The sequence below is a fragment of the Tateyamaria sp. 7Alg 36 genome, assembly GCF_059882455.1.
Genome location: NZ_CM187613.1, coordinates 2438540 through 2451621 on the forward strand (window position 1 = coordinate 2438540; position 13082 = coordinate 2451621).

14 protein-coding genes and 1 tRNA gene are annotated in these 13082 nt (G+C 61.1%); 4 read left to right on the forward strand and 11 right to left on the reverse strand.

The window, feature by feature from the left end; translation table 11 throughout:
- Positions 1–32: 32 nt before the first annotated feature.
- Together mtaB and dapF are read right to left on the reverse strand one after the other, a co-directional pair.
- Entirely contained in the window at positions 33–1280 is a 1248-nt protein-coding gene (gene mtaB, locus AC6GQJ_RS11950) for a tRNA (N(6)-L-threonylcarbamoyladenosine(37)-C(2))-methylthiotransferase MtaB (protein ID WP_500768500.1), read from the reverse strand.
- Positions 1277–2107 carry a diaminopimelate epimerase gene (gene dapF, locus AC6GQJ_RS11955; RefSeq protein WP_500768502.1) on the reverse strand — a complete coding sequence of 277 codons (831 nt, stop codon included), beginning with the start codon at positions 2105–2107 and terminating at the stop codon, positions 1277–1279. The genes mtaB and dapF overlap by 4 nt, the downstream gene beginning before the upstream one ends.
- 107 nt (positions 2108–2214) lie before the next feature.
- On the opposite strand from dapF, the gene AC6GQJ_RS11960 reads away from it, so the two are divergent.
- Together AC6GQJ_RS11960 and kce are read left to right on the forward strand one after the other, a co-directional pair.
- Positions 2215–2290, forward strand: a tRNA-Lys gene (locus AC6GQJ_RS11960).
- Between the two features lie 161 nt (positions 2291–2451).
- Positions 2452–3381 carry a 3,5-dioxohexanoate:acetyl-CoA acetone transferase gene (kce, locus tag AC6GQJ_RS11965; RefSeq protein WP_500768504.1) on the forward strand — a complete coding sequence of 310 codons (930 nt, stop codon included), beginning with the start codon at positions 2452–2454 and terminating at the stop codon, positions 3379–3381.
- 9 nt (positions 3382–3390) lie between these two features.
- On the opposite strand, the gene comE is transcribed toward kce, so the two are convergent.
- From comE to hisD, 3 genes are all read right to left on the reverse strand, one after another.
- Positions 3391–3945: a sulfopyruvate decarboxylase subunit beta gene (gene comE, locus AC6GQJ_RS11970; protein ID WP_500768506.1), complete on the reverse strand. Its 555-nt coding sequence runs from the start codon at positions 3943–3945 to the stop codon at positions 3391–3393.
- Entirely contained in the window at positions 3942–4448 is a 507-nt protein-coding gene (locus tag AC6GQJ_RS11975) for a sulfopyruvate decarboxylase subunit alpha (protein ID WP_500768508.1), read from the reverse strand. The genes comE and AC6GQJ_RS11975 overlap by 4 nt, the downstream gene beginning before the upstream one ends.
- A gap of 87 nt (positions 4449–4535) precedes the next feature.
- Positions 4536–5843 (reverse strand): histidinol dehydrogenase, encoded by a 1308-nt coding sequence (hisD, locus tag AC6GQJ_RS11980; RefSeq protein ID WP_500768510.1) that lies wholly within the window; start codon positions 5841–5843, stop codon positions 4536–4538.
- 70 nt (positions 5844–5913) lie between these two features.
- Between hisD and AC6GQJ_RS11985 the strand changes: the two genes are divergently transcribed.
- Positions 5914–6057 carry a hypothetical protein gene (locus AC6GQJ_RS11985; protein WP_500768512.1) on the forward strand — a complete coding sequence of 48 codons (144 nt, stop codon included), beginning with the start codon at positions 5914–5916 and terminating at the stop codon, positions 6055–6057.
- Between the two features lie 22 nt (positions 6058–6079).
- Here AC6GQJ_RS11985 and AC6GQJ_RS11990 read toward each other — a convergent pair whose 3' ends face one another.
- The 5 genes from AC6GQJ_RS11990 to leuD all read right to left on the reverse strand — a co-directional run bounded on the left by AC6GQJ_RS11990 (position 6080) and on the right by leuD (position 11241).
- Positions 6080–7063 (reverse strand): DMT family transporter, encoded by a 984-nt coding sequence (locus AC6GQJ_RS11990; RefSeq protein ID WP_500768514.1) that lies wholly within the window; start codon positions 7061–7063, stop codon positions 6080–6082.
- 210 nt (positions 7064–7273) lie between these two features.
- The gene (gene leuB, locus AC6GQJ_RS11995) at positions 7274–8377 is read right to left on the reverse strand and encodes a 3-isopropylmalate dehydrogenase (RefSeq protein ID WP_500768516.1); all 1104 of its coding nucleotides are present in this window, start codon (positions 8375–8377) and stop codon (positions 7274–7276) included.
- A 67-nt stretch (positions 8378–8444) separates the two neighbouring features.
- The gene (locus tag AC6GQJ_RS12000) at positions 8445–9503 is read right to left on the reverse strand and encodes an endonuclease/exonuclease/phosphatase family protein (RefSeq protein ID WP_500773905.1); all 1059 of its coding nucleotides are present in this window, start codon (positions 9501–9503) and stop codon (positions 8445–8447) included.
- On the reverse strand, positions 9500–10336 hold the full coding sequence (locus tag AC6GQJ_RS12005) for a hypothetical protein (RefSeq protein ID WP_500768518.1): 837 nt from the start codon (positions 10334–10336) through the stop codon (positions 9500–9502). The genes AC6GQJ_RS12000 and AC6GQJ_RS12005 overlap by 4 nt, the downstream gene beginning before the upstream one ends.
- A gap of 299 nt (positions 10337–10635) precedes the next feature.
- On the reverse strand, positions 10636–11241 hold the full coding sequence (gene leuD, locus AC6GQJ_RS12010; protein ID WP_500768520.1) for a 3-isopropylmalate dehydratase small subunit: 606 nt from the start codon (positions 11239–11241) through the stop codon (positions 10636–10638).
- A 91-nt stretch (positions 11242–11332) separates the two neighbouring features.
- On the opposite strand from leuD, the gene AC6GQJ_RS12015 reads away from it, so the two are divergent.
- Positions 11333–11545 (forward strand): hypervirulence associated TUDOR domain-containing protein, encoded by a 213-nt coding sequence (locus AC6GQJ_RS12015; protein ID WP_500768521.1) that lies wholly within the window; start codon positions 11333–11335, stop codon positions 11543–11545.
- Positions 11546–11577: 32 nt separating this feature from the next.
- On the opposite strand, the gene leuC is transcribed toward AC6GQJ_RS12015, so the two are convergent.
- Positions 11578–12984 carry a 3-isopropylmalate dehydratase large subunit gene (leuC, locus tag AC6GQJ_RS12020; protein ID WP_500768523.1) on the reverse strand — a complete coding sequence of 469 codons (1407 nt, stop codon included), beginning with the start codon at positions 12982–12984 and terminating at the stop codon, positions 11578–11580.
- Between the last annotated feature and the right edge of the window lie 98 nt (positions 12985–13082).

Sequence of the window (13082 nt, forward strand, 5' to 3'; positions counted from 1 at the left end):
CCCCGGGATTTTTTGGAACAGAGAAGGAGGGCTTAGGCCTGTAGCTGTGTGCCGCTGTGGCCGGTGATTTGCGCGGTCACGATGGCACCCTCGGTTTGCGGGGTGGCAAAGGTCACTTCGGCAAATTGTTCAGTGCGCCCCATATGCGGGTTTTCCATCAGGATGCGGTGCGTCTTGCCCACTTGGGCCGCTAGGTGCGCGGTCACTTGCGCTTGGCCTGCGGCGCGCAGCCGTGCGGCGCGGTCCTTGATCAGGGCGCCATCCACTTGCGGCATACGGGCTGCAGGTGTGCCGGCGCGGGGCGAGTAGGGGAAGACGTGCAACCATGTCAGGTCGCAGTCCTGCACCAGCGCCAGCGCGTTCTCGAAATGGGCTTCGGTCTCGGTCGGGAAACCGGCGATAATGTCGGCGCCAAAGGTCATATCGGGGCGCAGGCGCTGCGCCTCTTGCACAAAGCGGATCGCGTCGTCGCGCAGGTGCCGTCGTTTCATCCGTTTGAGGATCAGGTCGTCGCCATGTTGCAGGGACAGGTGCAGGTGCGGCATCAGCCTTGGTTCGGTGGCGATGGCCCCCATCAGTGCCTCGTCCACCTCGATCGAGTCAATCGAACTGATCCGCAGGCGCGGCAGGTCTGGTACCAGTTTCAGGATGCGCACCACAAGATCGCCAAGGCGCGGTGTCGCGGGCAGGTCCGCACCCCATGAGGTCAGGTCTACGCCGGTTAGCACGACCTCGTTAAAACCGCGATCCACGAGGCGCTTGATCTGGTCCACCACAACGCCCGCAGGCACCGAGCGCGAGTTGCCGCGCCCGAAGGGGATGATGCAGAAAGTGCAGCGGTGATCGCAGCCGTTCTGAACCTGCACATAGGCGCGGCTGCGGGTGCCAAAACCGTCGATCAGGTGGCCTGCCGTTTCGGTGACCGACATGATGTCATCCACCTGCACAGGTTCGGTTCCAAAATCGCCAGCAAGGCCCGCCCATGTGCTGGCCTGCATCTTTTCCGTATTGCCGATGACGGCGTCAACTTCGTCCATGCCTGCGAACGTCGCGGGTTCGGTCTGGGCGGCGCAGCCGGTCACGATGAGTTTCGCGTCAGGATGGGCGCGGCGCAGTTTGCGGATGTCCTGACGGGCCTTGCGCACCGCCTCGGCCGTTACCGCGCAGGTGTTGACCACAACGGCATTCTGCATGCCTGCCTGTGCCGCCAGTTCCTCCATCGCTTTGGTTTCATAGGCGTTGAGGCGGCAGCCGTGGTTTGAGAAGACGGGCGGGCTCATAAACTGTCCAGAAACTCTTGGGTCAGGGTGCCGTCAAACACATGGGCCGTGGGGCCGGACATCCAGACGCCATCGTCGCGCCAGTCGATGTGCAGAGTGCCACCGTCCAGATCAATGCGCACCGTGCGCCCTGTCAGCCCCCTGCGGGCTGCAGCCACGGCTGTCGCACAGGAAGAGGAGCCGGAGGCCAGCGTAATGCCTGTGCCGCGTTCCCAGACGCGCATGCGGATATGGTCGGGGCCGATCACTTGGGCGAATTGCACATTGGTGCGTTCGGGAAAAAGCGGGTGATGCTCCATCTCGGCACCGCGTGTGGCGAGGTCGATTGCAGCCACATCGTTGACGAAAAAGGTGCAATGCGGATTGCCCATGCCCGTCGCCACGGGCGCACCATCAATCGGCAGGGCGAGGGTGTCGGTGTCCTGTGCCAGCGGCACGTCCTGCCAATCGAGCATCGGATGGCCCATGTTCACGGACGTTACGCCGTTCGCATCACGCAGCGCGGCAAGCTGGCCGCGCCCGGTAATGGCGATATCCAGCCGGTCCTTGCCCGTCATCGCCATCTCACGCGCCGCGATGCACCGCGTTGCATTGCCGCAGGCCGCAGATTGCGATCCGTCGGCATTAAAAAACGTAATCGTCAGATCCTGCCCTTCGGTGATGACCGCAAGCTGGTCGAATCCGACGCCGCGATGGCGGTCCGCAAGGGCGCAAACAAGGGCTTTGGGCGAGTCTACAGGGCGCGCACGCGCATCCACGACGACAAAGTCGTTGCCAAGCCCGTGCATCTTCATGAAGGGCCAACCGGAGGATTCTGTGTCGTGCATTTGGCGCATATAACCGCCCGCATTTGCAGAATCCAGTATGTCGCCAAAAAACAGCAAAGAATCGGCTTGACCCCATGCGCCACCCTTTCTAGATACGCCACCTAGTGGGGCCGTTAGCTCAGTTGGTAGAGCAGCTGACTTTTAATCAGCGGGTCGCAGGTTCGAACCCTGCACGGCTCACCACTATCTCCCTTATGATCTACCAACATGACTGAGCGGCGCAGGGCGCCATACGGCATTGCGGCGTCCGTTTCTGTGATTCGTTTGGTTGAGAATGCGCTGTGCATCCTTTTCGGCATTTTCTGCTATCTTCGCGTAAAACCGCATGAAAAGGATCACCACCCATGGCGACATCCAAGACGATCATCACCTGCGCTGTGACGGGGGCGATCCACACGCCCACCATGTCCGACCATCTGCCTGTCACCCAGAACGAGATTGCCGAACAGGCCATTGCCGCCGCCGAGGCTGGGGCGTCGATCCTGCATTTGCACACCCGTGATCCCGAGGATGGCCGCCCTTCGGTCGAGCCCGAACATTACGCGCCGATTCTTGCACGGGTAAAGCAGGCAACCGACGCGGTCATCAACATCACCACGGGCGGTGCGCCGACTATGCGCATTGCCGAACGGATCGAGGCCGCGACCGAGTTCCGACCCGAGATGTGCAGCCTGAACATGGGGTCGATGAACTTTGCTTTCCACGGGTTGGCGGGCCGCTATGACACGTGGAAACACCCGTGGGAGAAGGACTATATCCTCGGGTCCGAGGCGAATATCTTTCGCAACACCTTTGCCGATATCCGCGAGGCTGCCGAGACGTTGACCCCGTTGGGCACCAAGTTCGAACATGAATGCTATGACGTGGGGCATCTTTATAACCTCAAGCACCTGATGGATGCGGGCCTGTTCAAAGCGCCGGTGTTCATCCAGTTCGTGTTCGGCGTGCTGGGCGGGATCGGGGCCGAGGTGGATAACCTGATCTTTATGAAACGCACCGCCGATCGTCTGTTCGGGGATGCCTATCGCTGGTCCGTACTGGGCGCAGGGGGCGCGCAGATGGGTCTGGCCGCCACCGCCTGCCAGATGGGCGGTAACGTGCGTGTGGGGCTTGAGGACAGCCTGTTCATCCGACGTGGTGAACTGGCGACCTCGAATGCGCAGCAGGTGACCAAGATCCGTCGAATCATCGAAGATCTGGGCCACGAGGTCGCAACACCGGACGAGGCGCGCGCGATCCTCGACCTCAAGGGCGGCGACAGGGTCGGGTTCTAGGCGCGGCGCTTATCCGGCCACTGCCTTCATGAAACGGTCGCGGATCACCACGGGGTCCATGGTGATAACAGGCACCTTGATATTGCCACTGTCGCACTTCACCACGATCACCGTCATCTTGTGGCTGTCGATGGCCGCTTGCAGCACTTGGCCTGTATCCTTGCCTTCGCAGGTAACGACATTCTCGCAGCCACAGGCGGCGGCGACAGCCTCTAGCCGAGTCTTTTTGCCCGCATAGGTCGGCTGGTCACCGGTCGAGCCGTAAGAGCCGTTATCGATGATCATCAGGATGTAATTGTCGGCCACGTTGTTAGCGATGGTTGGCAGCGTGCCAAGGTTGGTCAGAACCGACCCGTCGCCGTCAATGGCGATCACGGTTTTGTCCTGCGACAGCGCAAGGCCCAGCCCGATCGAAGACGACAGGCCCATCGTGCCCAGCATGTAGAAATTGCGCGCATTGTCGTCGATCATATGCAGTTCCTGACTGGGCAGGCCGATATTGCAGACAACAAGGTGCGGGTTCAGGATTGGCGCGATCTCGCGCAGGATGTCGGAACGGATCATTGGTCGCCATAGCCTCCCCAGAAGTTGGCGTCGGTCAGGATCGCCACGGGTTTGTTGCACATGAAGGTGTATTTCAGGATGTTACCCAGTTCGGCCACGTCCTTTTGCCAATGGAAGTGGTAGGTGGGGATATTCATCTGCGCGAGCAGCGCCTTGGTGTGGAGCGCCATTTCCACCTGACAGGCGACGGGTTCGCGTAACTCCCCGCGATAGGAGATCAACATCGGCAGGGGCATCCGGTAGTACTGGATCAGCGTCGCCAGCGAGTTGATCGTGACGCCAATGGCTGTGTTTTGCATGATGATCGCGGGGCGTTTGCCACCCATCCACGCACCCGCGCACAGGCCCATCCCTTCGTCTTCCTTGTTGGCGGGGATGTGGAAAATCTCGTCTCTTGCGTCGATCTCGTCGATGACACCGGCCAGTTGCTTGCAGGGTACGGTGGTCACAAAGGAAATGTCGTTCGCAACAAGATCATCGGTGATCTTCTGGGCGATGTTCATGTTCGGCGTGCCTTTCTTGGGATGTCGTCGCGGGGCGACTGTATCGTGAATATGCGGGGGCGAAACCGCTGTCCTTGCGTGTTGGGGTCAGGCGTCGACGCGCAGATCGAACTGTTCGTCGGGGAAATATTTGGCAAGGCGCACATCGGCGGCGCGGGCGTGGCCCTCCATCCCCTCGAGCCGTGATATGCGCGCTGTAGCCTCGGCCACGGGTCTTGACCCTTCGCGGGTGGCGCGCTGCCATGTGACGATCTTCATGTATTTGTGCACGGACAGCCCGCCCGTATAGCTCGCCGCGCCGGAGGTGGGCAGCACATGGTTGGTGCCGGTCGCCTTGTCGCCATAGGACACGGTCGTTTCCTCGCCCAGAAACAGCGAACCATAGCAGGTCAGCCGCCCCAGCCACCAGTCAAGGTCAGCTGCCTGTACGGTCAGGTGTTCGGGCGCGTAGGCGTCGGAACAGGCGGCCATGTCTTCGCGATCCGCGCAGAGGATCACCTCGGCATAGTCGCGCCATGCAGCGCGGGCGTTGTCGCGGTTGATCGGGGGCAGGGCGTCGATCAGGGTCGGCACGATCTGCATCACCTTTTCGGCCAGCGTGCGGTCATCCGTGACCAGCCAGACGGGCGAGTTGTAGCCGTGTTCGGCCTGCGACACGAGGTCGGTGGCCACCACAAGCGCGTCCGCCGTGGCATCGGCCAGCACAAGGCTGTCCGTGGGGCCCGCGATCATGTCGATCCCGACGCGACCAAACAGGATCATCTTGGCCTCGGCCACGAACTGGTTGCCCGGACCGACAAGGATATTGGCGCGGGGCAGGCCGAACAGGCCATAGGCCATCGCCGCCACTCCCTGCACGCCACCCATGGCCAGAATGTTGTGTGCGCCGCAGATATGGGCCGCATAGACGATGGCCGGTGGCACGCCGATGTCCGGACGGGGCGGGGAACATGCGGTGATCTGGCGACAGCCCGCCACGCTGGCCGTGGTGACCGTCATGATCGCACTCGCGATATGGCTGTACCGCCCCCCCGGCACGTAGCAGCCCGCCGCATCCACGGGGATCAGCTTTTGCCCCGCCACAAAGCCAGGGGCGATCTCCATCTCGACATCCGTGGCAGTTCCCTTTTGAAGCTCGGCAAAGCGGCGCACGTTGTCATGGGCAAAGCGGATGTCGTCCTTGATCTTGTCCGGCACGCGGGCGCAGGCGGCGGCGATCTCTTCCTCGGTCATCAGGACGTTGCCGTCGTATTGGTCGAACTTGGCCGCGTAGGCCCGCGCCGCGTCGTCGCCACCAGCCTCAATATCGGCAAGGATCGCCTTGACCGTTTCGTGCACTTCCGACGCGTCAGAGGATGCCCGCAATGTCGCCTTTTTCAGGTAGGTACGTGCCATATTCCCAGCCTTGCCCCAGAATGTCGCCGTGCATTGCATCGGCGTTTCGCAAGGAGATTAGGAAGCAGTTTTGCGCCCGCGCAAGCGCAACGGCGCGCGCGCAATCCATATTGAAATCATGGAACTGCGGTTTGGCTTTTTTGAAAATCCGGCCCTGTTTTGCGCTGCGTTTCTCGGCAAACGACAGGTGCCGGCGCATCGCCCTGCCCTTTGATGGGGCAGGGCGTCAGGCGATTCTATTTCGCAGAGGGGGCCGAGCCGAACGCCTTGTCGCGGGCACGCCCGCTTTTCATCAGGTCGCTGACGCGGAACATGGAGGGCGTGCCGATCCGGCTGCGGGTACGCAGAACCGGCGTGTTGGCCGAATGGCCGCCCTTGCTTTCGCGGAAGACGATGAACAGGCCCGAAGCGATGATGATGGCCGCGCCGATGCCGGTGAACAGGTCCAGCCCTTCGTTAAAGAACAGCATGCCATAAAGGGTCGCCCACAGGATTTGCGAATACTGCATCGGGGCCACGATTGCCGCCTCGCCGACCTGATAGGCGGTGATGATCACGCGCCCGCCGATCCACGCAAAGACCGAGATGATGCCGAGGTACAAAAGATGCTCAAGCGGCATCGGCACATAGACGAAGGGCAGCAGCGCGCCCATGACCACAAAGTTCGCAACCATCGGATAGAGCATGACAACCACAGGCCGTTCGTCCGCGCCGATCTTGCGCAGCACGATGGACGCAAAAGCCCCCGTAAAGGCCGCGAGCAACGCCGCCGCATGGCCCAGCGACAGATCCGTCTGACCGGGCCGTAGTACGACCATGACCCCTGCCAGCCCGACAAACACGGCCAACCAGCGCGGCAGGCGCACCTTTTCGCCCAGCACGGGGATCGACAGCACCGTAATGATCAGGGGCGTTGCGAACAGGATCGCATAGGTCTGGGTCAGCGGCAGGTTCGAAAACGCATAAAAGGCCGCGAAACCTGTGATGACGGCGGCAATGGTGCGCGCCCCGATCCACCATGGATGCACCGGCACCAAGGTGCCAGGCGCCTTTTCCCGCATCAGGCTAAGCGTGGCCAAAGGAAAGCTGAGCAAGACGCTGAAGAACACGATCTGCACGGGCGAGTAGGTTGAGCCCAAAATTTTGATGAACGCGTCATGGGTCGCATAGACGGCGAACGCGACCAGTGACAGGAGTGCGCCTTTTGCATTTGGTTGCATCGTGACTTTCCCTGTCCTGAATACGTTTCAAACAGCCTGCTTTACGGACCTTATGTAACGGCAATGCCTGTTTGCGATAACAGATAAAAGGTTTCGATTGCGTTTTCGCGACAATCGGCACCTTGGCGCCATCGCTGCGCGTATTTCACACGCAATGGGGGCGCGACGGGATGTTGACAGCCGCCAACACCCCGAACGCTTGCCCGCGCGTCAGAGAGACGCGTCAAGCGCCGCCAGAATGGCGTCGCCCATTTCGGTGGTGGACAGCGGTGTGCCGCCTTCGGGGCCCATCAGGTCCGCCGTGCGTGCGCCATCGGCCAGCACTTTTTCGATCGCGCTTTCAAGGCGGGTCGCCTCGTCGCCCTGATCAAAGCTGTAGCGGAGCGCCATGGCAAAGCTGAGCATGCAAGCAATCGGGTTGGCCTTGCCCTGACCCGCGATATCGGGGGCCGAGCCGTGTACCGGTTCGTACATCGCCCGTGCGCGGCCATTGGCCATTGGTGCACCAAGGCTGGCCGAAGGCAACATGCCAAGGCTGCCGGTCAGCATCGCGGCGCAATCGGACAGGATGTCGCCGAACAGGTTGTCGGTCACGATGACGTCGAACTGCTTGGGTGCGCGCACCAGCTGCATCGCGCCGTTGTCGGCATACATGTGGCTCAGCTCGACCTCGGGGTATTCTTCGCCCACTTTGGTCACGACTTCGCGCCACAGGATGCCGCTTTCCATCACGTTGGCTTTTTCCATGCTGCACAGTTTCTTGTTGCGCTTCATGGCCAGTTCAAAGGCAGAGCGCGCGGCGCGCTCGATCTCGGCTTCGGTATAGCGTTGCGTGTTGATGCCGACGCGCTCGTTGCCTTCTTCGAAGATGCCGCGGGGCTCTCCGAAATAGACGCCCGAGGTCAACTCGCGCACGATCATGATGTCGAGGCCCGCAACGATGTCCTTTTTCAGGGACGAGAAGTCGGCCAGTGCGTCAAAACACTGGGCGGGACGCAGGTTGGAAAACAGGTCCATTTCCTTGCGCAGGCGCAGCAGGCCGCGCTCGGGCTTTACCGAGAAGTCGAGGTTGTCGTATTTCGGGCCACCTACGGCGCCCAGCAACACAGCATCGACTTCCATCGCGCGTGCCATGGTGTCGTCATGCAATGGCACGCCGTGCTTGTCATAGGCCGCGCCGCCCACCAGATCGGTTTCGACGTCAAAGGGCAGATCGCGCTTGGCACCGAACCAGTCGATGACGCGGACAACTTCGTCCATCACTTCGGGGCCGATACCGTCACCGGGAAGGATCAAAAGCGAAGGGTTGGACATGGGTAAGTCTCCTGCTGGTCTGGCGTTCAATTCGTTCAGTTTCCGTTACGCGCCCAGCAGGGCAGGGTCAATAAGACAGGTCTACCCAAACCAGTCTGTGACGGCTTGCCAGCGCCACGGTGGCCGCCATCGGATCCTCTGGCGCGGGCCAGATTACGCCGCTGTCCACCACGGTGAAGTGGGTCGAGGGCAGCACGTAATCCACCCGCAGATCGCCTGGAACGGGGTCGGACCAGTCCACCGTATCGGTACCTGCATGGCCACGCGGGGCGGGGTCTTGCAGTTGCGGCAGGGCCAGCAGCGACCGGATCGCCGCCTTGATCCCGTCGCCGTCTTCGGGGTCGAGGTTGGCATCGCCCGCGATCACGAACGCGCCCGCAGGTGCCGTGCCCACAGTGCCCGCCAGCACGTGCGCCCATAGGCGGATTTCGTCGTGGTTGCGTTTGCCATTGCGGTCTTCGGGACCATCAAAAACCGGCGGTGTGGCGTGAAAGGTCAACAGATCGAATGGCCCCGCAGGGCCAGCCAACGGCACGATCCAGTGGCCTGTAGTAGACAGACGTTGCGCGGCGAGCGCCTCAACGCTCGGAAAGGGCGTGCCGTTCTGTTCGGGCAACAACGCATCGGGCATGTCGACCCACAGCAGGTCAGACAAATCCTGCGCACGTTCCGCATCAATAGGAAAACGCGACAGGATCGCCATGCCGCCCTGCCCCGAAAACCGTCCATAGCCTTGGGCGTCACGCGGCCCGCCCAGCCTGCCATCACCATCCATGTCAAACGCGGTTGGCAGTCCGGTGTTGGGACGAAGGGCAAAGCTGTGGGGGTATCCGGCGGCTTTGGCAAAGCGGCGCAGCGCCTCGCCCGTCAGGTCATAGTCGATGCCTTGCAGCGCCAGCACATCGGCATCGGCGGCGGCGATCACCTGCAACACGGCGTCGATTTGCGGATCGGTGCCGCGCACCAGATCGCGCAGGAACAGGCCGGGGCCGTCGCGCTGAAGTTCGGTATTATAGGTGGCGATACGAATGGTGCCGGCGCGGGGCGCCGCGGGTGCTGCGCCGCTGTCGGCTTGGGCCAGTACCGGCGCGAGGCAGGCAAAAGCCGCAAGGCAAAGCGCGATCAGGCGTGCTGTAACTCGCCCTCGGCGCTGGCATAGGCGCGCTTGCGCTGGTCGCGGATCATGTCCGCAATCCGCTGTAAGGCGATGCCGCGCATGATCATGCTGGCAGGAAGGAAGGCCCATGCGCTCATTGTCCAGATCAGGGTTTGCGGGTTTTCCAGTGAGATCGGATTTAGCAGGTCCGCTGCCAGCTTGACCAGCGCGGGGATGGCAAAGGGCAACAGGAAGCCAAGGGCGATGTTGATCCGCGCATCACGGTTCAGGCGCTGCAACACATCGCCGCCCGTCGTGGGATCGAACAGCGGCAGGTTGACCCAAACGTTGAATGCACCCGAACGCGAGGGCCAGCCAAGCACCCGCACCAGCACCAGAAAGGCCACCATCGACAACAGCGACGTCAGATAGGACAGCCCCGCCGCCGAGCGCACAGACTGCACCACGTCGTAATCAACACCCGCAGGCAGCATCAGCACCACAAGGCGCACCGGCGAATAGGGGAAGTCGATGCTGTTGCCGATGATCCGCCCGATCGACGTTAGCGCGCCGGTCAGCAGCGTAGGATCGGTCTTGCCCTTGCAGATCAGGCTGAGCATCAGAACGGTTACGAACAGGCCGAAAAAGCGCATGCGGTTAAACGGCGACGCGTCGCGGAATTCAACAATGCTGGGGCTGCCGGAATAGTATTCAACAAACGTCAGGAACGACGCCAGAATAGCGATCAGGACGGTCACTTGCGATGTGTCGATCGAAATCCCCGGCACAATCAGCGCCGGCGTCGAAATCATCAATGCCATCAGCAGGCCGCGCAATGCGGCACCTGAAATTCGTGTTATCACGTCTCGATCCCTTCAAACTGGCCAGCCACGATACATTGTCGCGTACTTGTCCCAACTTGATCCCACCTCGTTATCGGGCGGGTGCCTCATTATTGCCCTAATTCTGCCTTGATTACTTCGGGCGCTCAAGTCTCGACACGTATAACAGGTAACGCTTTGGGCATTTTGAAGGAGGGGGTGGTGCCATTGTGCATCAGAACGATGTCAAAAAATAGGCAGGGCCCAACATCTAGTGGTTGGGCCCTGCTGTGGGCATATTGGCCTCTAGGTTTAGGCCATCTAGCTCTTGCAGTCGGGGGTTAAACCCACGGGCGCGCTTGGCTTGCCTGCGCTTCAAAGCTGTCGATGCTTGCCTCTTTGGCGAGGGTCAAGCCGATGTCGTCCAACCCTTCCATCAGGCAGTGCTTTTTGAACGAATCCACCTCGAACGAGAATACTTCGCCATCGGATGTCGTGACGGTCTGGGCTTCCAGATCGACGGTCATGCGGGCGTTCGCACCTTTTTCGGCGTCTTTCATCAGCACATCGACCACTTCTGTGGGCAGAGCGATGGGCAGAATGCCGTTCTTGAAGCAGTTGTTATAGAAGATGTCGGCGAAGGACGGCGCGATGACGCAGCGGATGCCGAAGTCCTTGATCGCCCACGGGGCGTGTTCACGCGAGGAACCGCAGCCGAAGTTATCGCCTGCCACCAGAATCTCGGCGTCGCGATATGCGTCCTTGTTGAGAACGAAGTTCGGGTTCTCGTTGCCTTCGCGGTCATAGCGCATTTCGTCAAACAGGTTCACGCCGAGGCCCGACCGTTTGATGGTTTTCAGGAATTGCTTGGGAATGATCATATCGGTGTCGATATTGACCAGCGGCATGGGCGCCGCGATCCCTGTCAGTGTTTCGAATTTGTCCATTGGGTTCATCCTTTGGCTTTGCGGTTTTGCGGGAACCGGCCCGCGCACCGCGTGTTGTTCATGCGAACAGACAGATTATGAGGATCAGATCATGTCATACAAAGAAGGCACGACCGTCGAATGGGATTGGGGCAACGGCACCGGCACCGGAGAGGTCACCAAGGTTTACACCCAGAAGATCACTCTCAAGATTTCGGGCAACGAAGTGACCCGAGATGCCAGTGACGACTCGCCCGCCTACAAGATCGAACAGGACGACGGCAGCGAGGTGCTGAAGTCGCACAGCGAAGTGCGCAAGGCCTAGCGCACCGATCTGTGGGCGGGCGAGCGTGTTGATCACATCAACTCTCGCACATCCGTCAGGCGTCCGGTGATCGCAGCGGCAGCCGCCATGCCGGGGGATACAAGGTGCGTCCGCCCCTTATAGCCCTGACGCCCTTCGAAGTTGCGGTTGGACGTCGACACACAGCGTTCGCCCTCGCTCAACTGGTCGGGGTTCATCGCCAGACACATGGAACAACCCGCAAGGCGCCATTCGAAACCGGCCTCCTTGAAGATATCCGCCAACCCTTCTTCCTCGGCTTGCGCACGGACCAGACCCGAACCGGGAACGATCATGGCGCGTAGGCCGTCCTTGATCTTTTTGCCCTTAAGGATGGCAGCAGCGGCGCGCAGGTCTTCGATGCGGCCGTTGGTGCAGGAACCGATGAACACGGTGTCGATCTCGATATCGGTCAGCGGCATGCCGGGTGTCAGGCCCATATACTCAAGCGAGCGTTGCGCTGCGCCGACCTTGCCGCCTTGGAAATCCTCGGGCGAAGGGACATTGGCGGTGATCGGCAGAACGTCCTCGGGCGATGTGCCCCACGTCACGACGGGGGCGATGTCTTCGCCCTTGATGGTGATGACCTTGTCCCAATGGGCGTCGTCATCCGAGTACAGCGTTTTCCACCATGCTTCAGCGGCTTCCCACTGCGCGCCTTTGGGGGCGTGCGGTCGACCTTTGCAATAGGCAAAGGTTTTTTCGTCCGGTGCGATCAGGCCTGCGCGTGCGCCGCCCTCGATGGCCATGTTGCAGACGGTCATACGGCCTTCCATCGACAGATCGCGGATCGCTTCACCGCAATATTCGATGACATAGCCGGTGCCACCGGCGGTGCCGGTTTTGCCGATGACGGACATGGTGATGTCCTTGGCCGTGACGCCGGGGGCAAGTTTGCCCGTGATCTCGACCTTCATGTTCTTGGACTTTTTCTGGATCAGCGTCTGCGTGGCCAGAACGTGCTCGACCTCGGAAGTGCCGATGCCGTGGGCCAGCGCGCCGAACGCGCCGTGGGTGGCTGTGTGGCTGTCACCGCAAACAACGGTCATGCCGGGCAGGGTCCAACCCTGTTCTGGGCCGACGATGTGCACGATGCCCTGACGGACGTCCGACACAGGATAGTAGTGAATGCCGAAATCCTTGGCGTTCTTATCCAGCGCTTCGACCTGAACGCGGCTGTCTTCGGTCATGGTCGCGGCATTGGCACGGTCCAGCGTTGTCGGCACGTTGTGGTCAGGTACGGCGATTGTCTTGTCCGGTGCGCGCACGGTGCGGTTGGTCATGCGCAGACCTTCAAAGGCTTGCGGGCTGGTGACTTCGTGCACGAGGTGGCGGTCGATATACAGCAGGCATGTGCCGTCTTCGGCCTCGTGAGCCACGTGGGCATCCCAGATTTTGTCGTAAAGCGTCTTGGGGGACATGGGGTCCTCTCCCTTTGATTGGCGGTATTTGAATGGATGAACGGAAACAGGCGCGTTTATAGACGCGCGAGCACGGAATGCGTCGCCCCGTAAAAGCG